23 protein-coding genes are annotated in these 23,349 nt (G+C 41.3%); 5 read left to right on the plus strand and 18 right to left on the minus strand.

The genetic code is table 11. From position 1 onward, the window contains the following. Nucleotides 1-82: 82 nt before the first annotated feature. From D3H55_RS09865 to D3H55_RS09885, 5 genes are read right to left on the minus strand one after another with little or no spacing between them, the layout of a single operon-like run. Nucleotides 83-1,381, minus strand: a complete 1,299-nt coding sequence (locus D3H55_RS09865; protein WP_240628542.1) for a sialidase family protein — start codon at nucleotides 1,379-1,381, stop codon at nucleotides 83-85. Next, nucleotides 1,378-2,406, minus strand: a complete 1,029-nt coding sequence (gene pdxA, locus D3H55_RS09870) for a 4-hydroxythreonine-4-phosphate dehydrogenase PdxA (protein ID WP_119546744.1) — start codon at nucleotides 2,404-2,406, stop codon at nucleotides 1,378-1,380. Before pdxA ends, D3H55_RS09865 begins: the two co-directional genes overlap by 4 nt. Nucleotides 2,407-2,419: 13 nt before the next feature. Further along, nucleotides 2,420-3,316, minus strand: a complete 897-nt coding sequence (dapA, locus tag D3H55_RS09875; RefSeq protein ID WP_119546745.1) for a 4-hydroxy-tetrahydrodipicolinate synthase — start codon at nucleotides 3,314-3,316, stop codon at nucleotides 2,420-2,422. 11 nt (nucleotides 3,317-3,327) lie between these two features. Beyond that, nucleotides 3,328-4,485, minus strand: a complete 1,158-nt coding sequence (locus D3H55_RS09880) for an iron-containing alcohol dehydrogenase (protein ID WP_119546746.1) — start codon at nucleotides 4,483-4,485, stop codon at nucleotides 3,328-3,330. Beyond that, entirely contained in the window at nucleotides 4,469-5,716 is a 1,248-nt protein-coding gene (locus D3H55_RS09885) for a four-carbon acid sugar kinase family protein (protein WP_119546747.1), read from the minus strand. The genes D3H55_RS09880 and D3H55_RS09885 overlap by 17 nt, the downstream gene beginning before the upstream one ends. Nucleotides 5,717-5,887: 171 nt before the next feature. Here D3H55_RS09885 and D3H55_RS09890 point away from each other — a divergent pair, with 171 nt between their 5' ends. Beyond that, nucleotides 5,888-7,675 (plus strand): sigma-54-dependent transcriptional regulator, encoded by a 1,788-nt coding sequence (locus D3H55_RS09890; RefSeq protein ID WP_119546748.1) that lies wholly within the window; start codon nucleotides 5,888-5,890, stop codon nucleotides 7,673-7,675. 408 nt (nucleotides 7,676-8,083) lie between these two features. On the opposite strand, the gene D3H55_RS09895 is transcribed toward D3H55_RS09890, so the two are convergent. From D3H55_RS09895 to D3H55_RS23830, 9 genes are all read right to left on the minus strand, one after another. Then, the gene (locus D3H55_RS09895; RefSeq protein ID WP_119546749.1) at nucleotides 8,084-9,280 is read right to left on the minus strand and encodes a M20 family metallopeptidase; all 1,197 of its coding nucleotides are present in this window, start codon (nucleotides 9,278-9,280) and stop codon (nucleotides 8,084-8,086) included. 101 nt (nucleotides 9,281-9,381) lie between these two features. After that, complete coding sequence (locus D3H55_RS09900; RefSeq protein WP_119546750.1) at nucleotides 9,382-10,590, minus strand: metal-dependent hydrolase family protein; 1,209 nt, start codon at nucleotides 10,588-10,590, stop codon at nucleotides 9,382-9,384. A gap of 91 nt (nucleotides 10,591-10,681) precedes the next feature. Continuing rightward, on the minus strand, nucleotides 10,682-11,887 hold the full coding sequence (locus tag D3H55_RS09905; protein WP_119546751.1) for a hypothetical protein: 1,206 nt from the start codon (nucleotides 11,885-11,887) through the stop codon (nucleotides 10,682-10,684). 823 nt (nucleotides 11,888-12,710) lie between these two features. Continuing rightward, on the minus strand, nucleotides 12,711-13,304 hold the full coding sequence (locus D3H55_RS09910) for a hypothetical protein (RefSeq protein WP_119546752.1): 594 nt from the start codon (nucleotides 13,302-13,304) through the stop codon (nucleotides 12,711-12,713). Nucleotides 13,305-13,307: 3 nt separating this feature from the next. Continuing rightward, the gene (locus D3H55_RS09915) at nucleotides 13,308-14,432 is read right to left on the minus strand and encodes an SPFH domain-containing protein (RefSeq protein ID WP_119546753.1); all 1,125 of its coding nucleotides are present in this window, start codon (nucleotides 14,430-14,432) and stop codon (nucleotides 13,308-13,310) included. Nucleotides 14,433-14,607: 175 nt separating this feature from the next. Beyond that, nucleotides 14,608-15,132: a hypothetical protein gene (locus tag D3H55_RS09920; protein WP_119546754.1), complete on the minus strand. Its 525-nt coding sequence runs from the start codon at nucleotides 15,130-15,132 to the stop codon at nucleotides 14,608-14,610. After that, complete coding sequence (locus tag D3H55_RS09925; RefSeq protein WP_240628543.1) at nucleotides 15,116-15,784, minus strand: plasmid pRiA4b ORF-3 family protein; 669 nt, start codon at nucleotides 15,782-15,784, stop codon at nucleotides 15,116-15,118. Before D3H55_RS09925 ends, D3H55_RS09920 begins: the two co-directional genes overlap by 17 nt. Nucleotides 15,785-16,164: 380 nt before the next feature. Further along, nucleotides 16,165-16,803 carry a hypothetical protein gene (locus D3H55_RS09930; protein WP_119546756.1) on the minus strand — a complete coding sequence of 213 codons (639 nt, stop codon included), beginning with the start codon at nucleotides 16,801-16,803 and terminating at the stop codon, nucleotides 16,165-16,167. Nucleotides 16,804-16,941: 138 nt separating this feature from the next. Continuing rightward, entirely contained in the window at nucleotides 16,942-17,469 is a 528-nt protein-coding gene (locus D3H55_RS23830; protein WP_136035677.1) for a hypothetical protein, read from the minus strand. A gap of 328 nt (nucleotides 17,470-17,797) precedes the next feature. Between D3H55_RS23830 and D3H55_RS09935 the strand changes: the two genes are divergently transcribed. After that, complete coding sequence (locus tag D3H55_RS09935) at nucleotides 17,798-18,070, plus strand: hypothetical protein (RefSeq protein ID WP_119546757.1); 273 nt, start codon at nucleotides 17,798-17,800, stop codon at nucleotides 18,068-18,070. Between the two features lie 534 nt (nucleotides 18,071-18,604). After that, nucleotides 18,605-18,856: a hypothetical protein gene (locus D3H55_RS09940; protein WP_119546758.1), complete on the plus strand. Its 252-nt coding sequence runs from the start codon at nucleotides 18,605-18,607 to the stop codon at nucleotides 18,854-18,856. Nucleotides 18,857-19,126: 270 nt separating this feature from the next. On the opposite strand, the gene D3H55_RS09945 is transcribed toward D3H55_RS09940, so the two are convergent. Continuing rightward, nucleotides 19,127-19,597: a hypothetical protein gene (locus D3H55_RS09945; RefSeq protein WP_119546759.1), complete on the minus strand. Its 471-nt coding sequence runs from the start codon at nucleotides 19,595-19,597 to the stop codon at nucleotides 19,127-19,129. Between the two features lie 881 nt (nucleotides 19,598-20,478). Here D3H55_RS09945 and D3H55_RS25235 point away from each other — a divergent pair. Next, the gene (locus tag D3H55_RS25235; protein ID WP_276310228.1) at nucleotides 20,479-20,613 is read left to right on the plus strand and encodes a hypothetical protein; all 135 of its coding nucleotides are present in this window, start codon (nucleotides 20,479-20,481) and stop codon (nucleotides 20,611-20,613) included. Between the two features lie 182 nt (nucleotides 20,614-20,795). Here the strand turns inward: D3H55_RS25235 and D3H55_RS09950 are convergent, their stop codons facing one another. From D3H55_RS09950 to D3H55_RS09955, 3 genes are all read right to left on the minus strand, one after another. Continuing rightward, nucleotides 20,796-21,008 (minus strand): hypothetical protein, encoded by a 213-nt coding sequence (locus tag D3H55_RS09950; RefSeq protein ID WP_119546760.1) that lies wholly within the window; start codon nucleotides 21,006-21,008, stop codon nucleotides 20,796-20,798. 71 nt (nucleotides 21,009-21,079) lie between these two features. Next, nucleotides 21,080-21,271 (minus strand): hypothetical protein, encoded by a 192-nt coding sequence (locus D3H55_RS24185; RefSeq protein WP_168413028.1) that lies wholly within the window; start codon nucleotides 21,269-21,271, stop codon nucleotides 21,080-21,082. A 400-nt stretch (nucleotides 21,272-21,671) separates the two neighbouring features. Continuing rightward, nucleotides 21,672-22,892: a multidrug effflux MFS transporter gene (locus D3H55_RS09955; RefSeq protein ID WP_119546783.1), complete on the minus strand. Its 1,221-nt coding sequence runs from the start codon at nucleotides 22,890-22,892 to the stop codon at nucleotides 21,672-21,674. A 206-nt stretch (nucleotides 22,893-23,098) separates the two neighbouring features. Between D3H55_RS09955 and D3H55_RS24190 the strand changes: the two genes are divergently transcribed. After that, on the plus strand, nucleotides 23,099-23,308 hold the full coding sequence (locus tag D3H55_RS24190; RefSeq protein WP_168413029.1) for a hypothetical protein: 210 nt from the start codon (nucleotides 23,099-23,101) through the stop codon (nucleotides 23,306-23,308). Nucleotides 23,309-23,349 lie beyond the last annotated feature (41 nt).

Below are 23,349 nucleotides of genomic sequence, written 5' to 3' on the forward strand. Positions count from 1 at the left end.
AACGTTTCCCCTTTATTGAAGATTTGTATAATGTCCGTTAATTATAGAGAATTTCATACAGAATGATGGGATTACGTGAAATCTAGCTTATTTCTCCAGATGTAGGATTGTAAACGCCTTCATTTTCGCGCTTCTTTCCATAAATATCTTCAACTGAAAAGCCGTTATACTTCACACATAATCGATTCTTATATGCATAAACCAAATGCAGGCGCCCTTCTGTATCTTGATAGATTGTAGGATATTCAAATTGTGAATTATTTGTTTTGTTCTCTGCACCAATGAAACCCTCTGCATGTTCAATGATCCGGCCGATCGGCCAAGTATTTCCACCATCTTCGGACACTGAGACCACTACCGGATTACGCAAACCAGGCCATGCTACTTTACCTTTTTCAGGGCTAGTGGCAGAGTTTGCATTATATGCAATGGCTATTGCGCCGTTATCCAGTTTAATGGCACTTATACTTGCATTATTATTTGGCAGGATTGTCGGCTCGGGCACTGTCCAAGTATCTCCATTATCCGTCGACTCGCTTCTATAAATATAATCCGCAAATCTACTTCTCATAAAGGCTGCTAAATGGCCATCTTTCAATTCAATAACATTGGCATGTACGCGTCCGTTACTCTCAGGCATTATTACTTCTTTCCATGTCTGTCCTTCATCATCTGATACTTGGAACACTGTAGGATCATTGGTAAGACCGAATTCCGAGTCTTCACAAACCCATGTACTGAAGATCCATCTGCCGCTGCTCAAAACCTGAATAGCCTGCCGGGCAAACGTACCAGGCCGGCTGAATAATACTTCTGGTTCCGTCCACGTTTCACCATTATCATAGGTTTTCTGATATTTTACTATTGAGGTAAACTGCATATTATCTTTATCAGGCTGGCGGCCTTCCTGGGAAGTGTAGATCAGCCATACTGAGTTATCAGGTGCGTGGAAAAAGGATGGATTTTGCTCACTTCGCGTATCGTCCTGCGAGACAATTTCCGGTACATTCCACTCTTGAGTTTCATGATTGAACTTTGATAAAACAATTGAAATATCGGGACTGCCTTCGAATGAACCGGCAAACCATGCGCATAATAAGTCCCCATTTTCCACCTTTGTGATTGCAGGGGCATGTGCGGTTGGGAAAGGTCCAGCTGGAATCAAGGAAAAATCAATATTTGTATAATCATCGTGATACAATTTACCGTTGTGTATCGACTGGTTAATGACCAATGTACTCAAGCTTATCACCCTATCCTTCAAGTTGAATTTCGTTGTAATTTCGGAGCTCTGAACAATTGTGGATAGTTGATTCCAATGAGTTATACCTTCAACATTCTCTATCAAATCAACTATCACACTGTTCTCTTTATTTCTCAATCAACATTATTTGCCAGTTTCACCGCGTAATCTATTGCATTCTCCAGACTGAGTTCACTCGCAGTCATCTTACCTGCTTGATCGAATGCTGTTCCATGGTCAACCGAGGTCCGGATAATCGGTAATCCCAATGTGATGTTAACCCCGGAAACCTCTTTCCATTTATTTTCTTCTTTATCAAATACAAACCCTAGTAGTTTTAAAGGGATATGCCCCTGGTCATGATACATCACCACAACGATGTCATACATTCCTCCACGAGCTTTTGAGAAAACGGTATCTGCAGGTAATGGGCCGAATACATTCATCCCTACACTTTCAGCTGCCTCAATGGCAGGGATGATCTCATCAATTTCTTCCGTACCGAACAATCCATTTTCTCCACAATGTGGATTCAAACCCGCCACAGCAATCCTTGGATTTTCGATACCCAGGCTTACACAAGCATTATGGGCAATCTTTATGACATCGAACACTCTTTCTTTTTTCACCAAATCACAGGCTTGTCTTAAAGATACATGGGTTGAAACGTGGACCACTCTTAAATCGCCGTCAGCCAGCATCATTGAAAACTTGGAAGTGTTTGTAAGCTCTCCATAAATTTCAGTATGGCCGGCAAAGTGATGCCCCGCCAGGTTCAATGCTTCTTTATTGAGTGGATTTGTAACAGTTGCATCCACTTTCCCTTCAAGTGCCAATTCAATTACTTTTTCAACATAATGGTAAGCAGCATTTCCGGCTTCCTTGGACACTTCGCCAATTTGTAATGTCGATGCCTCTACGGAGGCTAAGTCCATGACATCCATTGTGCCCCGCTCATACAATGCTTCTTCAGGTGCAGAAACGGCATTTACTTTAAGATCAATCTCTGGGAATCTCTCTAAATAGCTCTCTATGACACTTTTATCTCCAATAAGTAAGGGATTACATTTTTCGTATAAGCTTTGATTTTGAAAAGCTTTGATTGAAATTTCAGGTCCGATACCTGCCGGATCTCCCATTGTGATTCCGATAACTTTTTTCATAATGCCCTCCTGATTACTTCATTCCTGCTTCAGTATTTTCTTTTAATACCGATTCCAATGCTGCAATTCCTTCTTCAGGTACTTGATTGAATGGTGCGCGGCAATTCCCCACCGGATAGCCCAGCAGTTCGACTGCAGCTTTCACCACCGTATTTGGATTCGCAAATTTAAAGCAGTCTCTGAAGCTTCTGATGGAATCTTGATAGCTGCGGGCTTCTTCTATATCGCCATTCACAAATTTTTCATAGATTTGAGCCATCGTAAACGGATATACATTCGAACATCCTGCAATACCGCCTGTTCCCCCGGCAAGCAACGTCCATAATATTAATGAATCATTACCTGACAGCACTGAAAAATCTTCCCTGTTTCTTGTTCTTTCAATGTATTGAAGAATATTATCAAAATTGCCGCTGCTATCTTTGACACCGACAATATTGTCGATGTGACTTAGTTTTTCAACAGTCGCAGGCTGGATGACATTACCTGTCCTGGCTGGAATGTTATATAAAACAATCGGCATATCAATCGCTTCCGCCACTGTTTTAAAATGGGTATAAATCTCTTCCTGGGTTGCTGCCGCAAAATACGGTGTAATGATTGACAGGTAGTCGACACCAATACGCTTTGCTTCCAGTGACAAGCGAATGGTATCTTGTGTCCCAACCAATCCTGTTGATGCATAAACCGATACCCTTCCCGCTACGGCCTCAACAACTGTTTCCATGACCCGGACTTTTTCTTCTTCATTTAAAATATACCCTTCTCCATTCGTGCCGAATGTGAAAATGCCATGGACACCATTTTCAATGACTCTGTTCACTTGATTGACGAGTTCTTCATAGTTCACTTCTTCATTGTCATACATTGGCGTGACAATTGGTGAGATGATTCCCTGCAATTTATTCATACTATTCACCCCTACATAATTTCCAGATACATTTTACGGGCATCTTCCGGTGTGACTTCTCTCATATTGTTCACTAGTAACCTTTGGACCTGCATTGCGGCCTCGACCAAACCATCCAGATCTTCCTCAGGCACATTGAACGTTTTTAAACTGGTTGGGATTTCAAGTGTTTTCACAATGTCCTCCAATAAATCGATGATGTACTTCGATTTTTCTTCTACACTCAATTCGTTATTAGGTTCTTTTACAACCCGGTCATACGCTTTAGCCAGGAGGACTTTGATAACCGGCTCATTGAATTTCATGACTGGTGTTAATAGAATTGCGTTCGAAACACCATGAGCAATGTGATATTTTCCGCCTAAAGGATAAGACAAGGGATGAACAGCAGTGGTCCCTGAGGAGGTGATTGCCACCCCCGCATAGAAAGAGCCTAATAGCATGTTATGCTTGGCTTCAAGCGCATTTGGATCGGTGCAGGCTTCAATAATATTATTCAGGATTAGATCCAGTGCCTCCAGTGCAAAAGTATCGCTGATCGGGTTTGCTTTCTTAGAAGTGAAACATTCTATAGCATGGGCCAGGGCATCGATTCCTGTTGCTGCAGCAATTGGCTTGGGCAGATTTTTGATCATGCTGCTATCCAAAATGACATGATCGGCAATCAATTCACTATTGACAATACCGACTTTCAAATCTTTTTCAGGTACACCTACAATGCTGTTGGGAGTCGCTTCAGAACCTGTACCTGCTGTGGTAGGAATCATCAAAGATGGTACCTGCTTTTTAGCCAGCAACGGATCATCCAGCAAATCCTTCACCGTATAATCATCCGTAGATAACACAGATGCCAACTTAGCTATATCCATGACACTTCCGCCGCCAACTCCAATGATCAAATCAGCGTTCAAAACTTTAAACTGGTCGATGACTTCTTGGGCTTGTATATAAGATGGCTCTGCTGGTATATCGGATATGATGTCGTACTCGATTCCATTGTTCTCTATAATCCTGATGACCTCGTCTAGCAATCCTAGTTTATAGATGTGTCCGCCTGTAAAGATTGCGATTTTTGCCGCACTGTCTTTTAGAATTACATTAAGATTATGCATGGCTTCCGGCCCTGCAAACACATTCGTGGGCATCTTTAAATTATATTGATTCAACATATTTTGCATCCCCTCTTTCGCTGTTCAATTCATCTAATTTCACAAATAAATCCGCATCACCAAATCCGCCTGACTTGGTAATGACATAATGTTTTTCATCCTGAAACTTAATTGTTCCAAGTACAACTCCAGGAAATAATTCTTTCAGCGGCGCAACTTCTGTAATCCCCAAAACTCTCATCGATTGATATAAAGTATCTCCCCCGGTAAATAACCAGGTTCTCTTAATGCCCTTGGACATAAGATTTTGTACTAAGTACCCGAGTGACTGTGCAATCCTGAATCTTAGTTCATTGCGATCAGACACCTGATTCACTTGATCTGCTGATACATTCCCAAAAGTTTCAAACATTAAAGGACTTTCATTTCTGGAATAGCGGCTAATATTTTCTTGACCATTCACAGTGTCCCAATAGTGCTTATCCCAAAGCTGATCCATCGTGAGGGATACCCTTTCAAATCCATTCAATTCCGCAAAGGCAATTTGTTTTTTGGTTACCGGATTAACACTTCCACTTACAATCAATAATGGAAGGTGCCCATCGACTTCCGGTGTATCCCTTTTTTGATAGATAATATGGGCCAGTGCTTTAGCAAACCCCGCACAGCCCACCGTTATATTCAATGCGCCATTCAGTAACAGGTCATTTCCTTGTGAGACCATTTCCTCATCAGAGCGGCTTTCCATTAACAAAATTTCTTCTCCCTTTGCCGGGATTGTATATCTTTTTGTTATAAACGTTGTTAGATCTGCTTCTTTTAAAAGAAGTGACGGGATATGGCTTTCCGTCACTGGTTCGTACGGGTCCATTCCAAAAACGCTTTCATTTACTGGTACAGAATCTATAAGTAATATTCCTTCCCGGCTGTAGCGGTTCTGTTCCGGATACGCCGGAATAAAAGGAATGGTTACACCTTTGAACACATCACTCAGAGCTTTTAATTCGGAAGCGACATTTCCTCTTAAGGCTGAATCCACTTTTTTAAAGATATATGGAATATTTTCTTTCTTTGCTTTTAAGGCTATCTTTTTAATCACTTCATATGCTTCGATTTTATTTAAATACCTTGATTCCGTATTGAATACAAGCACTTCTATTCCAGCTGTTGTTTCACCAAATTCAAACTCTAAATCAGAGGTCACTACAGTGTGAACACCGTAATTAGAGAACTGGACGCCGGTATCAAGTGCGCCCGTGAAATCGTCGGCAATTACTAGTGTCTTTACCATCTGTCCACCACCTTAGTACCTTATAATTTGATTATAGGATGTTGATTTGTCTAAAAAAACAAAAAATTAACGTTTATCGTTACAATTTGAAACTCCCAAAAGGAAAGCGCTACCAAAACTCAAAAATTTATGGTAAAGTGTTAAAAAAAGAAACACTTGAGGGGAATATACATGCAAAAAATCATTAAAATCCTCGGTATCGCACCTTATGAAGAATTACGATACTCAATGGAAAATGTAGGTTCTACTTTCACAAACCTTTTGCTGAATACATATACTGGTGATTTAGAAGAAGGGAAGGATCTGGCCCTGAAGGAAATCCATAACGATTACGATATTGTCATATCAAGGGGAGGGACAGCTGACTTAATCAGGAAAAATATATCCATCCCGGTTATCGATGTTTCAATATCTGTTTATGACATTATAGGAGCCATCAAATTAGCGGAGAATTACACTTCTAAATTTGCCATTGTAGGCTATTCAAGCATTACTGAAGCTGCGCATTTGATTTGTGACATATTGGATTACTCTGTAGAAATCTATACGATAGATGATACAAGTGATACGTTAAGTTTATTGAAATCACTGGAAGATAACGGAATTGAATTAGTTCTTTGTGATGCCATAACGAACAAACTGGCTCTGGAAAATTCTCTGAATACAATCCTTATTACATCCGGAAGTGAAAGTATTAAACAAACGTTTGAACAAGCAATAAAGCTGAATACACATCTTCAAAAATATAAATTACAAAACAGCTTACTAATAGAAGCGATTGAAAAATCCAAAACAGACTGCTTGATTTTATCCAGTCAGTTTGACTTGATTTATTCAAGTTTGGATTCACAAATAAATGCCTCAATCTATCAGTATTTGCTGAATAAAAAAGAAATCACTCCATTCCATGAACCACATACTTTTTACCATACAATAAACAACACTCTATATAACTTAAAAGTAACGATTTCAAATAAGACAGATGATATTTTCTATATTGTCACTGTCCAAAAATCAGTAACACCGATCATGAATTCCAGATTCGGAGTGACATATGAAGATAAGGCGGAAGTGGAACAAAAATTAAAGAAAAACTTATACAAGAATCCTATTATCACATACGAGATCAGCGAGAAAATGAAACAAATCAATTCAAGTAATTCGCCAATTATCGTTCTGGGGGAACGAGGTACAGGAAAAGAGATCGTTTCTCAAAGTTTATTCACCAGCCAAAACACAAACAACCATACATTAATAACGATCAATTCCAACTTGCTGAATGATACGATGTGGAAACACCTTTTAAACACAAGTAACGGCCCTTTCCTTAAAGTTGATAATACATTTCAATTTAACTACTTTGATAAAATTTCAACTGAAAATTTCGAGAGGCTAATCACGGTTATGGAATCAACCAACTTCCACGCCAATAATCGCCTGATCTTTTTTTGCGAAAAAACCTCTGAAGGGACTACATCAGAATCCTATAAAGAATTAATCAAACGAGTCAACTGTATAAGCCTGCATCTGCCGGCATTAAGAGAACGGAAAAATGAAATATCTGCAATACTCACGATATTTCTAAACAAGGTAAATATTGAAAACAACACCGATATTCTCGGGTACGAACCCAAGGCTCTTGCTGCCCTTTCACAATTTCCGTGGCCAGGGAATTTCCAACAACTAAAACAAGTGCTGACCGAATTAGTATTCTTATCGAAATCCCTATATATATCGAGTAATAACGTCAATAGTATACTGGGTAAACAAAAAATTGTTGGAAGCATCCCTCATTCAGAAGAAGGAATGAATATTTCAGTGAACAGCGGCAAAACATTACATGAATTTAATATGGAACTGATCAAGCTGGTCATTGACCAGCATAATGGCAACCAGACGCTAGCAGCCGAGCAGCTCGGTATCAGCCGGACAACCTTGTGGAGGTATTTGAATAAGTAGCCTGGGCAAAGGGACAGGTCCTTATTCCAATACTGTTTCGCCTTTATATAGCCAAAAGACATGTCACGATGACATGTCTTCTTTGCATGAAGAACAGATATTAATGACGAATGAACAGCTTTGGTGCAGTAATAACGTGGCGGGGGACAGTCCCCGAGATTAGTGATAAGCAGCTTTGGCTGCAGAGCAACTTATTATGATACTCTTTTTGAGTTATACATTGAATTTAGGTGGTTATGCATCGAACTTTGGGAGTTATGCTTCTAAAATGAAAGTTATGCATCAAAACCGGTTGCTTTTGCATCTAAATGAACAAGTTATGCATCAAAGTGGGACAGAGGGACAGGTTCATTGTCCCAAAGAAAAGCCCCGGAATTCGACAACTCCCGGGGCGTTCCTGGTACATACTTATTGCTCCACAAGCAGCTGAGAATCTTTCTTCGCATATTCTATAACAGCTTTTCCCATTGTTTTTGCCGCTACAAGCATCGCTTTTTCACTGATCTTAAACTTGGGATGATGGTGAGGATAGGTTTCTTTCCAATCCGGATCGCCTGCTCCTGTGAAGAAGAAGGTTCCTTTTACGTGCTGCAGATAATAGGAGAAATCTTCCCCGCCCATTTGAGGAGCCGGTTCATAAACATTTTTCACTCCTGGGACAGATCCAGCGAGCTCTGCTAAGAACTCGGTTTCTTTCTGATGATTGACACAGGCAGGGTACCCTTTGACGAACTGGTATGTATAGTCTGCATCAGCTGAAAGACATGCGCCTTTTACGACGCGCTCGATTTCACCTTCCACTAAACTCCTCACATCTTCATTGAAGGTCCTTACTGTTCCTGTCAGCTCCACTGTATCAGCAATAACATTGAACGCATTCTTCGCCACAAAGTTGCCGACGGATACAACAGCGGATTCAAGCGGGTCGACACGGCGGGCAACAATCTGCTGCAGGCTTGTCACGACCTGGGATGCAATGACAACAGAGTCTTTGGTCAGGTGAGGCTGGGCACCATGGCCGCCTTTACCTTGAATGGTGATATGAAATCGATCTGCTGCAGCCATCACCGGGCCGGAACGGAAGCCCACTTCCCCGACATGGGCATTGGCCCACAAGTGAGTACCGAAAATCACATCCACCCCTTCAAGACAGCCGTCCTCGATCATGGCAATCGCACCGCCAGGCTGGTATTCTTCGGCGTGCTGATGGATGAAGACAATAGTGCCCTCTAAATCGTCCTTCATTTTGTTAAGCGCTTTTGCCAGAATCAGCAGTTCCGCAGTATGGCCGTCATGGCCGCAGGCATGCATCACACCATCGACTTTGGATTTGTGAGGAAGATCGGTTTCTTCCTGGATCGGCAAGGCATCAAAGTCGGCACGCGGGGCGATAGTCGGACCCGGCTTCCCCCCTTTAAGCTTGGCGACAACCCCGCGGCCGCCTACTCCTGTCCGAACCTCGTGCCCCAGCTTAGTATGGTAGTCCTCGATAAATTTCGGCGTTTCCACTTCTTCAAAAGAAAGTTCAGGATGCATATGAAGGTGGCGGAAAACCTCCACCATTTCATCGTACAAATGATCGAGCTGCTGATATAATTTCTCCATTACATAACACCATCCTCTTTTATTTTTGGCGGGACAGAGGGACAGGTTCATTGTCCCTGGGACGCGGGACCTGTCCCCGTGTCCCGTTTCCCCTTGTCCCGTTAGACAACTGCAGCTTTTTCTTTTATCTCTTTTGAAAAATAGCATTCTCCCTCTTTGAAAACTTTTACGACCTTGCGCAAAGCTGATATGTTTTCTAATGGGTTTCCCTGGACAAGCAGCAGATCTGCGGACTTTCCTACTTCCACTGTTCCGGTTTTGTTGTCAATCCTCATGGCTTCCGAAGCTGTTTTCGTTGCGGAACGCAGTACGTCATCATGCTTCATTCCGTTCTTTACCATCAGCTCCAGCTCGGTCACAAAGTCACCGTGCCTGTTAAAAGGTGTCCCGGCATCTGTACCGGCCGCGATTTTCACACCTTTTTGATACGCTTGATAGAAGCTCTTTTGGTGGTCCTCCATTACACTTTCCGCTTTCTGCACGGCATGTGCCGGTATCCCGGATTCGAGGCCGTATTCAACGATATTAAATGGAGCGGCCAGGGTCGGGACGAGGAACGTGCCCCGCTCCAGCATCATGCCGATTGCCTCATCATCCAGGTAAATGCCATGTTCCACCGTGGTGATGCCGGCACGGATTGCATTTTTGATTCCCTCGACTCCCTGTGCATGTGCTGCCGTGGTTTTTCCGGCATTAGCTGCTTCTGTACAGGCGCATCGCAGTTCATCTTCACCAAGCTGGGGCGAGTTTGGATCCACGCCAGGTGTCATGACCCCTCCGGTTGCCATCAGTTTAAGAAGATCTGCCCCTTTCTTCAACTGAGTACGGGCCGCTTTCCGAACCTCATCGACACCATCAGCTTCGATGGCCATCGTATGTCCGTGGCCCCCTGTCATCACGATCGGTTCTCCGGAAGCAACGATCCTCGGTCCTTTGACGACCCCTTTTTCGATTGCATTACGGAGCGCAATATCAACATTGGCTTTGGAGCCGACATTACGGACCGTCACCACACCGCTCTCAATCTGCTTTTGAGCATTGCGATAAGCTTTAAAAGCATCGTCCGCTTCGGTGTTTCCGAGGCTGTCGACAAAAGGATCTGCGTTTCCGTCCATTGTCAGGTGAACGTGGCAGTCAATCAATCCGGGCACACAGGTCAAGCCTTCTCCATCGATAACCTGATCTGCTTCGGCATCTCTAGCCTTGTCACCGATTTCCAGGATCATTTTTTCATCAAATATCATCGTCGTTTTGGTCATTTCAGAGTTTTTCCCATCAAATAATTGGATGTTGGTTATTTTCGTTTTCATATAAGATCCTCCATTAGGTAAAATTTGGTGGGACAGAGGGACAGGTTCATTGTCCCTGGGACACGGAACCTGTCCCCTTGTCCCACCCAAGTTATGACAAAGTCCCCATCAGGACACTTGCGATGACAATCGACGCGATCGTAACGGTGGTGAATCCACCTACTAGCATCGGGGAAAGGATTTCGTTGAAAATATGCTCCTGCTCTTCTTTCGTCTCCCCCACACTGCGGCTGACTTCCTCGCATACAAGGTAATCGCCGGGAAATCCGTACATCGCTGTCAACGCGACTGGAATCCCCTTCGTAACATCCCATTTCACCAGCTTTGCTCCAAGGAACCCTCCAAGGATGATGCCAGCAGAACCGATTACCAGGATTGCAGCCACAGCCGGCAGGTTCTGTAAAAACAACCCGAACGTTACTTGGTTCATAGAAGGAATGATGACGAAGATGACACCGACCATCCCTACCCCGAAGGAATTGGCCCGTTCCATCATCTTGTCGCGATAGAAACCGCTAAGCGTTCCAGCCAAACCAATGACAAGTGCCCAGATACTGTAGTGAATCCCTGTAAGGTTGCCGGCAACCACCGCAATCGAGCCGCCAAGGAACAATTGAAACAGCAGAATGGAAGAAGTTGCGTAACGATCAGGAATCCAGCTTTTCTTCACAGCTTCTTCTTCCACCTCTTCAGCTTCACCAATTGATTCCTGTCGAACGGCCGCTTCACTCGCTGCTGCAACATACAGCTTGCTTCCCATTTGTGCTTTGACTCTTTCGGCGTAACGACGCAGGAAGTACGTCGTCAACGGAAGGCCGATCAAGCTTTGAAGAGAAAGGACAAGGACCGGGATCGTGATAAGAGCTGTCAAACCCATGGCCTGTAATTTTTCAGATGTTACAACAAAGGCAATGATTCCCCCGGTAAGCGGCCCGGTTCCTGCCGCCGCTGTGTTATAGCCGAAGATTGGCGAAACCGTCAACAGGATCGTGCCGGCAGCAATAACGATTCCGAGCAAAGCGATGATGACTGATTTATACTGCTGCCTGATGATTTTCATAGGGATCAGCGTACCCATATGGACGATCAATGGCGCGATCAACACAGCCCCAACCGTTGAAAACGTGGAATTCGCAACAAGGTCTTTCGGAATGACACCGACCCACATTAAGACAAGATAGCCTAACAGCACAACTAACAGCATCGGCACCCTTGCCCTGGTCTTAATGGAGATGACTTCCCCGACCGCAATCAAAGCAAGGATGAGCATCGTGGCTACTACTGGTTCATTTAACAATTAAATCGCCTCCATTAATTTAGTTGGTTTGTCATTCCTTCTGGATACACTTAGACTAGTTCTACTTTTTTTACATCCACATCGTAAGCTTAGGTAAAATCTTCAAAGCTCGTCCTATCTGAACTTCTGCCAGTTTAAAGATTTTTACTTCCAGGCCGTCTGCGGTAATCATTTCACCACCTATGTATAACACCTGCATCCGCTCCATTCCCTACGTCATTCCCATCGATCAGGAAACCGCCTATCAAGAAATCTGCTCCGTCATCCAACACCTTCTTTCTGAATTATTTAAATTGTTTGTAAGTTTATCCTATAATGTTAGAGCTGGTCAATGGGTTTTTGAAAAAATTTTAGAATTATATTATGAAAGCGTTTTCTGATAGAAACGGGACAGAGGGACAGGTACATCGTCCCGCCCAGGTGAAAAAATCCATGAAAAATGTCGAAACAGTTCTTTTGATTCATACAGGTTTTTCCCTTTGAGGAAGCGGGTGAGGGGCAGGTTGGGATTAGTGACAGCCAAACCTTTAAATAGGGCGATTACTTAAAATTCAATTTAAAAGACCAATCGCAATAATTATTCTAGAATAGTAAATTCGGCAGCGCTTGACAGAGGGACAGGTTCATTGTCTCTTCATGAAAATAAAAAAAGCATCAGCACATATACTGATACTTCAACGGGACGAAGGGACAGGTCCCTTGTCCCGCTTAATACTCAGAAGTCGGGGAGTACGCTTCCCCGCTCCCTGGTAGTAGAACTCAAAGGATAAGAGATTGGCGGTGTACATAAAGATGGTGGGACAAGGAACCTGTCCCCTTGTCCCTAAACCATCAAGCTGTCACAGTATTGACAGTAATTAGATTGTCCGGTTACCATTTCATTACTTGCACCACACGTTTGGCACTTAACTGCCTTCTTAACAAACTTTTCTGGAATATGATTTTTATCTACTAATATTCCATTCTTATAATCAATATAATACCCATTAATGTAATTTGAATCGATCATGTTCTGAAGGTCATTCATAACTCGGCGATAATCTGAATGAGTAATATCCGCGACTTGTTGTATTAATAGTTGGTCATGCCCTTTGATAATAGGTAAGTATTTTTTATATTGTCCAAATCGCAGTGTCAACCTTAAAGCGGTAACAAGACAAACAACTGCCACTACTATTAACACGATAGCGGCTATTAGATTTGGCATCCTCTCACTTAAATCATGATGAATGGTGGTTTCTGTGGTTTTTTTCCAGAAAAGGTGTCCTGTTTCTTTTGTAATCGTCTCTGTTTTTTCGGTAAAAGCCCCATAGGATAACATACCGAAAATAAAGGCGAAAAATGCTGCAAACAACAATCCGTTTCTAAGACCATCATGATATTTCGCAGGCACTTTACTTAATGCATTTATTAACATAATTTACAGCCCCATTATCACTTTCTTCTTAGCGTCAAATTCATCTTGCGATAAGATTCCCGCATCGAGCAAGTCTTTAAGCTTCTTGAGAGCTTCGATTTGCTCATCGAACGACATTTCTATATTCGTTCCACTTTGTGAGGCGTTCTGATGATTTAACCCTTGAGACATATTCATTCCAAAGACCATACCTCCTGCATTCCCTAAACCATTATCTTGGATACCCTGGGCAATTTTTTGTTGAGCGGCTATGTTGGATGACCTTTGAGAAATATCTTCGAAGGCTTTCACGCCCATTTTATTTGAAGAGTATTGTTTAACTAACTCTCTTGATTCAGGTGAGAATTCAATATTTTCAATACCAACTTTAACAATTTCGAAACCAAAGCGGTCTTTCCATGTCCCAGCGTTTGAGTTGGCATCAGAAATAATAGCAGCAATTTCATTGGATTGTGATGGTAATTGTGATATTCGATACTTTATAGAGAGGGAATTTAGTGCATCAACAAAAGATTGAATAAATTCAGATAAGATCTGGGCTCTCGCTTTTTGACTATCAAATGAATAGAAATTCACATTTGCAGGCACATAATTTTTAATGAATTTTTCCGCATCCACAATCTTTAGTGAAAATGAACCAAATGCCAATATTTCAAGGTCAGTACCATAGAATAAATCATTGTAAACAAGCGGTCCCTTTGTACCGAATTTAATACCGCGAATTTCACGTAAATTGACAAAGGCGATTTGTTTTTGGTCAGATGAGTGCCCGCGATACCCAACTCTATCTTTTACTTGCTTCAGAATAGAGCTTGTAATTCCGTCACCATTAAAAATACTTTTCCGGCCATTTTGATACTCATAGCCACCCGGAGTTGTAATGATTTCTTCAATGCCGGATTGACTAAAAATGAAAGCAGCTGTATTTTCAGGGATATAGATTTTCGAACCATTTGAAATAAGCCGGTTTGAACGATTATAGTTCGATCCATGTCTTTTGTTTACTTGTTTCAATACACCCGGCGATAACACAGTGTACTCATCAAAATGATTCGCAGTGATAATTTCTTTCCATTGGTCAGCAAATGTTCCTCCAATTGCACCTGTAAACGCTTGCACAATACCCATTCTACTTTCACCTCTTATATTTCCTTAAGATTGGCCGAGGGAAGGGACAAGGGGACAGGTCCACTGTCCCACAAAACAGCTTCTTTGTTTATAGTGTACTCTAATCCTGCTATACACATGTTAAATAATAAGGACCTCCCAGTCAGGGGACGAGGAAACTGTTTCTATGTACCAGTCACCATCCAAGCTCATAAAAAGAATCTTTCCCAAGGTGCTGAGTGTATTCTTGAACCAATGTCTCTAGATCCTCTGATCCATCTATAGGAATCCAGTCGTCGATACTTCCTGAATAACAAAACCTTTCCACTTCAAAAGTCCGTTCGTTCTCATCTATCAGAGCAAAACGCAATTGGGTGTCATACTGTTGAAAGCCTGGCGGGGTGTCCATATCTTGATCGGCAGTATATACATAAATCATGTTCTTTTTAATAACCAATTTAAAATCTTTTATTTCAGAATACCTTTCCATTCCTTTTTGAATGATTTGTATCTCCTTATCATGGATGTACTCTTTTGTTTTCTTTCTCAAATACACCTTTCCATTGGGTTCTTCATAGATTTCATATCCAACTGGGATCTCCCTTATGTCTGCAGCTCCTTCTTCTTTTTTTGAGAAATGATAGGACGTATTGCCCTTCTTGGTTAACTTACTGTGCAAATAATAGGTATCTCCTCTAAAGTTTTTATACGATACCGTCATGTCGCACCCTCTTTTCTTCGGGACGAAGGGACAGGTCCCTTGTCCCTGGGATGGATAAATGTGCATGGTGGGACAAGGAACCTGTCCCTATGTCCCACGTGTGCTTCTCATTACGATAAGCCTCCAGGAACTCATAGAACCCATGCAGCCCGCCGATATCTTCAGGGGGTGCAGTCTCTGCTCCATCAAGGAGGGTCGGATAACCAAAGTAGTAATCATCGACAACCTGCTCAAGCTTTACGATGAATCGCCAATCGTCACCAAAATCATAGACATAGCTGATTTCCTTATGCTTTTCCAGGTACTCATCAATTTTCAGACTGGCAGGTTTGCGCACTTCAGTTTTCAATCTTTCCTGATAACGCTTTTCAAATTTCTGCATTTCCGGCGGCATTGTTCTCAAGCGTTCTTCAAACAAGCCTTTGTTCTTCTGATAATGCTGATGCTCCAGGTAAGCCTCTTCATTATCGGTAACAATCCGCTGATCTTCAGGCAGGTCGAACTCAAAGAAGTGGTAACTTCCATGAGGATAACCACTTTTAAAATTGGTCACTGTCTGGATGGCATCATGAAGCCTGTTAAATGTCGCTCCTGCCGGCATGATGACTCTTCTCCAGATTAATGGATTGGACCCTTCTAATTCAATTTTCATGATATAGGCTTTCAATTCGAATCCCCTTCCATTTACGATTTGACAGCCTGTATTAACAGCAGGCAGCATTGTCTCTATGCCACCATTATAAAGGATTGGCGGGACGGAGGGACAGGCATATTGTCATTTTCATCTAAAGATACAGAAAAGAGTCATGCCGAAATGAATGCCTCATTTCTCTTTTGGTTACTCGATTCAGCTTCAAAATCAAGGACGGAAACCCTGCCGCCCCTTTAACTGCGATACTTATCCTCAATGATCTAATATCCTTTTTTCAGCATTAATCCAACGTTTTATTAATAGGACGCAAAGGGACGGTTCTCTTGATGCAAAAACGCACCAGTAGAACCGTCCCCCTGTTTACCCCTTGCCCTTGTATCTTATTCTGTGTCATCCACATGCTCAGACTTTGAAACTCCCGGTTCATAATCCAGAAAACCGATGATGTCATCAAATATCGCTATTGTGTCTTTATCTTTATCTGCAATATGAAGATTATATTTTTCTAAGTTATTCGTAATTTGTTTTATTTGTTGAGTACTAATATCAGATGCAGTCTTTTGCGTAATAGTTACTTGATAGTTCATTTTATTGTTGGCAGGTTCTTCTGATTTTACTAATTGGGAAAAGGGTGTTTCATAAAGTTTGTGTATATCCTCTGGGTATTCTAAAGAAAAATACATTTCTTGCTTCCCCTTTGTTAGACTTTCATAAATATCCAAATCTATTAAATAATCTACTAGATATGACACTTCCTTTTTCGAATCATCATAAGCAATCTCAAAATTTGTAATTACAAATTTAGGTGGCAATAGTTTTTTTTCAAGTGTGTACCTTTGATCCAAATTAAATTGTTCTAAATCCTCTGTAGGTTGTTTTACTTGTTGACTGATATCTATAACTGGTTGCTTGGCTGATATTTCATTTTCAGAAGATGAAGGTTTTTCTACAGTTGTACATCCTAGCAACGACAACATGACCATAATAATAGCTGCAAAGGTTTTAATATTTTTTAGCATTGTAATGTGCCCCCCCTTTTTATAAAGTTGTATGTATTTAATTTACCTTTCTACTAGTAAAACCTAAATGTAATAATTTACTTTATAAAGAAAACTCAATGAAAGATTTTCTTCATCGAGTTTTCTTAATTTATTTTCTTATTGCGCAGTTTTAGAAGACCATGTTGCATAAGTATAGTTTGCCGTCGTAGTTTGAGGGTTTGTTAAATTACATGGTGGAGCGATGTAATACCGCGTCCCTGAAGATTTCACCCATTTACTTCCAGCGGTTAATTTCCAATTCCCTTTCGGAATGGACCAAGATTTTGTTAATGTTTTTGTGTTGTTATATCCATATCCAACATTTGCACTGATTTCAGCTCCTGCTACCAAAGCATCAAATGATGCCTTTCCACCTAATGAAACTGTTGCTTGATGAGATATCGCAACTGAATGACTGACTGTATCATTACTGGAGCTACCATTATACGCATAATGTGTGAACTCTGTTTTGCTTGATGTAGTTTTACTTCTATATGAAGTAGTATATGAACCTACTTCAGGACAAGCGTTAGGTCGATCAGAAATCTTTAAGTCAGGATTCTTTTGTGCACTTACCGAACTTAATGAAAAAGTTGAAAGTGATAATGCAAGGCCAATTGATAATAATACTTTCGAAGATTTCAATCCAAACACCCTTTCACTGATAAACTTAATTTTCTTGATTCAAATAAATTACCTTATTTACTTCATATATGAAATAAAACTAATATCGTCAAACTAACCACAAGGTGAAACAGGGAGGTATTTAGGCCTAAATAGTCTCTAAAGTGATTATAATCCAACAGTCTTCCATATTGTGCAAATATTCCCAAAAGAATAAATATTCTTATGAGAATAGTTATTGTAATACTAAAAAAAATAATGTAATATTTAGGAAATTAGCACTTTGATAATAATTCTTATCCTTTTATTAAATTGCTTTTTTTTACAACATATTTTTTGGGAGGCAGTCATGAATAAAAATCGAACGTATTTTTCTGTCTGTTTTTTAGGAATCTGTATACTTTTAAGTTCCTGGCTAATTGCAAACTCATTACAGAAGGACTCTGTAGCAAAAGCACATTCACAAGACGGATCCAGATATGAATTAGTTCCTGTGAATGACCAAAACATAATTCTATTTGATAAACAAACTGGGGAGTATTGGAGAAAATTTATCGAGCCAAATGAGGGACCAACCAATTGGGAAAAACAGCCATCCCCTTTCGCCTCTGAAAATGAATAATAATTAAGGGGATTTTTTCCCAATGTTAAGATAACCAAAAAACCTTGAGGCTGGGACATAACTATTTTATTAGCGTCTATAGCCGAATGCTAATTTCACTTAAGATCTAATTGAATTCAAAAAGCCGAACTAATCTAGAATGCTAAGATAGCATTTCTAAAATAGTTCGGCTTTTTTAGTTACTGAAAAGCTTTTGTCCCAGCCTCTTTTTAGCATAATTAATATTAATGGTTTGTTTTTCACAATATAATTGAAATCAATCAGAAGTACGTCATTCCCTTGAGTAATTTTTAAAAAATTCAAAAAAGTATTGGGGGGCATTTTAAAGTAGATGGCCAATTATAAGAAAATAGCTCATCCATCCGTTTATGATTTTATTACTCCTATCGGGTTGAGATAGATAAAATGGCTGACTTCAAGAAAATAGTGATTCAATTCAATCAAATTCGACCCGATCTCCCCTGAAAAAGGCGGCCGTCCGTTTTCAAATGTCAATTAAGGTAAATGGCATATCGTTAGTGGAGTTCTTTCTTGATGTCTTTCCGTAATGCTGGATGGTTTCAATTTAAACATGCAGGTGGTTGGTCATCAAACAGTAGGAATGCAAAACAAAAGGGAACATTGCGCGGACATCCTAGAGGATTGCTAAATACATTAGATGATCTTCTTTTCTCTGAAAAAGGGCAATATGACGATTCCCACGTGCGGTTATATGATACATCGCACCAAGATACCAAACTCTCTTCTTTTGTCAAAATTCCTCCTTATCATCTTATCTTACATTAATGTACTGGGGATCCTGGGAATCAGACCCCGATAGCCAGCCTCATACATGACACTGGTATATACGCAAAGGGACGGTTCTCTTGATACAAAAACGCACCAGTAGAACCGTCCCCCTGTTTACTTCTTATTATAAAACCGCGAAAGTACAATCCCCACACCGCCCAGAGCGATGAATAACACAGCGCGAACCAGTATGGAATTATAGGCGATACCAATAAAAATAACTTTTATAAGAGTCAAGAAGATTCTGGGCGTCACTGTGACCATCTTTTAATGGCCTATAGCCTTTATCCCTCTAATCACAACGACAATACCGGTCCGGCTGGCCGCAATCGTCACAGCACTCACACGGGTACGAGTCACACCTTGAACAGCACCTGCAAGGATAGTCATCACATGTCCTGCAGCACTGGCAAGGGTATGAATCGCACGTCCGGCAGCAACGGCAATTCGCTTCTCCACATTCATCGCAGCATTCACATGGATACGAATCACAACGGCTGCAGCAGCGGCAGTAACGATCCGGCTGACCGCACTCATCACAACATTCACAAGGGTATGCCTCACATCTGGAACAACAACGGCACCTTGCCTCTCCGCACTCTTCACAGCATTCGCAGGGATATTCTTTACATTTGTAGCAGCATTTACATGGATAATCGTCACACGTGTTGCAGCAGCGGCATTGGGAGTCCCAGTGGTTGCATGTATTGCATACGGGCTGGTAAGCTTGTTTTTCATTTTCCCAGTCCCGCTCTCTTTGCGTGCGTCCTAAGGCATCATCGGCTGCTTTTACTTTCCAGTGATCAGCATTATGCTTACGAAGAAGATAAGCCTCTTCTTCTAATGCCTTTCGCTTCGCCCTTTCGTCTTCCTTTTTTGCAGAATAACCATCTGTAAAGGAGTCAGCACCCTTCCTCCTTCTTCGCTCCTCCTGCCTGTCTATCTCCTGCAGGTGAAGGTTTTCCGGGTCCTCGTAATACCCTTCTATGTCACCGGGAATGTATTCTTCCTTTCTATACTCTTTATTCTTTCTTGCTTTTTTTGTGTTGGCAGATTTAGTGCTGGATGTTGATACACCAACGGACTGACCTATTCCCCTGTATTCACGCGCAGTTTCATTCTGAGACAGTTTTGCCTTTTTGGACATCCATAATGTACAGATAGGAAAACCGATAAGTGCCACTATAGCTCCGACTAAATGATGGCCTCCATTAAATAACACATATAACGCAGCTAGATAAAGAACCCAAATCATACCCCAGCCCCCATGATTTCCAGATTATATCCAATCATATGATTCATTAATCCTGGTCATGATTCAAATAACTCCTTATTAGAATTGTATTATAAAAAAAGACCCATCAGACGTCTCTTGATTTTACTATTGCCCGTTATCTTCATGCAGCCATTGGATAAGAAATTTACCAGCCGACGACGAGGGACTAAGATATCCCGTCCAAGCTGCATACCTTAGGCCAAAACAGCGGTGCTGTTACTGACAGTCAGGGGCGGATTCGATAAGAATCCTCTTCGTTCCCACTGACTGAAAAGCAATAAAGATCAATAAAGCATAATCTAAACAAACAGCAGCGCAAGATTATGGAGGGAGGAGTTTATATATGCCAAAAAATAAAAGCCTATTTGATTCTGAAAAAGAAAAGAATCAAGCATTTGATAAAAAGATGGCCGAATATGATAAGAAAATAGAGGAATTGAAGAAAAAGTTAATAAAAAGACCTGATAGGAGTGAGTGAGACTAAGGCGGGACGGAGGGACAGGTACATTGTCCCTTTCAAATAAAGATACAAAAAAGAGACATGCCGAAATAATGACACGCCTCTCTTCATTGATTAAAATTCTGCATTAATGGATGGAAAAACGAGCGGGGTGAGGAACCCGTCCCTGGGGATAAAAAAGGGGAAATAAATGAAAAACATTAATTTTTCTGTTTCACTATCCGGGCAATCTCTCTTTCATTCCGTACTGCATTCTCCCCGATATAGTCTTGATCCAATTCAATATTCTCCAATTTAGCAACCACCTCTTTATGGCGCTGGTCATTCTCAGTTTTCATTTGCCCGACCATTACATTTAAATTGCCAACACTTGAGATTAATTGAGAAAGCATGCCTTCCATTCTTTTTTCCATTATCAACACCTGTTTCTTTAATAACATAACAACGTGCCATTGCCTTCCAAATGTTCTTATTCAAAATTCCTTCACAAAGCTGCACTTCTGCAATTCGTCCGGCCAAGTCTAAGTGTTGATTTGCGCCGGTTGCGTAAGTGATTCTTGAAGAACAGCTGCCAGGTCAATAACGGAAACACCAGATGCAATATGGCAGGGAATGTAAAAAGCGGCTGCCGAGAATAAGCTGCACTGTTGGTGGACAGCTGCAAAACATTAGGCATACCTCGACTCTCATAGAACAAAGATTTTACTTATTCTTGCCACTGAGTTCCAATATTAAAATTTTTCTTGAAGATACGCTTGACTTTGCAAATTTAACAGATTTTAATTAATTATCACATAAAAAAGGAGTGCTCTGTATATGAATAAAGAGCAATTTTTGCAATGTCCCACTTGCAATTCGATTAACTTGGCTGAACCGGATTATTCAAAAACAATAACTAAACCTGAACATCCAAAGCCTTTTGCCAGCTATTGCACTAACTGTGACGAACGTTATGAAGGCCGGCTATTTACTAATTAATATGTGACAAGGGGGACAAGTCCACTATCCCACAAAAACTGTTTATTTGATGATAGTGGACCCTTATCCTCCCATGCATATTTCAAACAAAGGGCCCCTCAGTCGCGGGACAAGGAACCTGTCCCTATGTCCCAATGGGCTTTCCGGACTAATAAGAAGTAAGACAAGAAGGCCAAAAAGCTTGCAGCCAATATAATGATCCCCATCGGAAGCGCGGAGTACTCACCCGCTACCCCCACAAGCGGAGCTGTTAAGGAACCAAGCAGGAACGGCAGCACCCCTAATAACGCAGATGCACTTCCTGCCACATGCCCTTTTGTCTCCATTGCCAGAGAAAATGACGCTGTTCCGATAATACTGATGCACATGACTAAGAAGAAAATAGGAATCGCCACAAATAGAAGAGATGCCTTTAGAATAATGGCTGTCAGCAATAATACAGCAGCTGTATTGGAAAGCCCTAAACCAATTTTCAAGAATGTCTTTTCCGGTATATAATCTGACAGCCGCCCAACCAGTTGAGTCCCTATAATCAAGCCCACTCCATTTACTCCGAATAAGAAGCTGAACGTTTGAGGTGAAACGCCGTAAATGTTTTGGTAGACAAAAGAAATACCTGAAACATAAGCGAAGATCCCTGCTGTTATAAAGCCTTGAGTAAAGGCATACCCAGCAAATTCACGGTCCTTTAATAACATCCCAAAGTTCTTGATGACCTGCTTAAAATTTCCCTGTACCCGTTTTTCAGTAGGCAACGTCTCTTCAAGTTTCAAGGTAACAGTGAATGTGAAGAACACGCCGATACATGCCAGGACAATAAAAACCCCTTTCCAGCTCGTAAACGTTAGAATACCACCACCTATAATCGGCGCTATAATCGGACCAAGATTTCCAACCAACATTAAAGAAGCAAAAAATTTCGTTAGTTCCCGCCCGCTAAACAGATCCCGTGCAATGGCTCTTGAAATAACCAGTCCGCCTGCAGCTGCAAAGCCTTGAATAAACCGGGAAACGATCAATGTATAAATATTTGGCGCGATGGCACAAGTGACAGAGGATAAAAAATACAAAGTGAGGAAGCTGACCAATGGTTTACGACGGCCATGTACATCACTCATAGGCCCTATAATTAATTGGCCTACTCCGAGTCCTAATAAACAAGTGGTTAAACTGATTTGGACCAACGAAGCATTTGTGTGAAAATCGTCAACAATCGTAGGAAACGAAGGCAAATACGTGTCAATCGTGAATGGCCCTAAGATGGCAAGTGACCCCAGAAGAAATACCAGCTGTACTCTTTTAGTCTTTGATAAGTTCAATTTTCTATCGCCTTTCTCAAGAAGTAGATTAATGGTTTGATAGCATCTTTGCAATTGTATAACTTCCTGCAGGGTTTTTCACTTAATATGCAACGTTATTATTTGGATTTTTCAGGAGTGAAGGAAGGGATGAGGAGGCCGGCCCCTCGTCCCTCTCTTACTGTGCACATATACAGAAAAAAGACATGTCGTGATAACATGTCACTGTGCTAAAGAACTTGCGGGTACCAACGGATGGAGTAAACCCTTTCCCTACTTCAACTAGTAATTTTCCAGCTAAAGAATATTCCAAATTTTATTTTGGCGGTGCTCAAGAGGTTGTAAGGGACGTCCGGTTTGGCATTCATTTTGCCGGCTTTGCTCATTTTATTGACTCTGTCTACGCCCTTGCTGCCGAAATGGATGCGGCGATGTAGGTCACTGCATAGGAAAGTTACCTAATAGGCAATCAAGTGCT

Origin of the sequence: Bacillus salacetis (genome assembly GCF_003581585.1) — a bacterium.
GTDB classification, from domain to species: Bacteria; Bacillota; Bacilli; order Bacillales; family Bacillaceae_B; genus Rossellomorea; species Rossellomorea salacetis.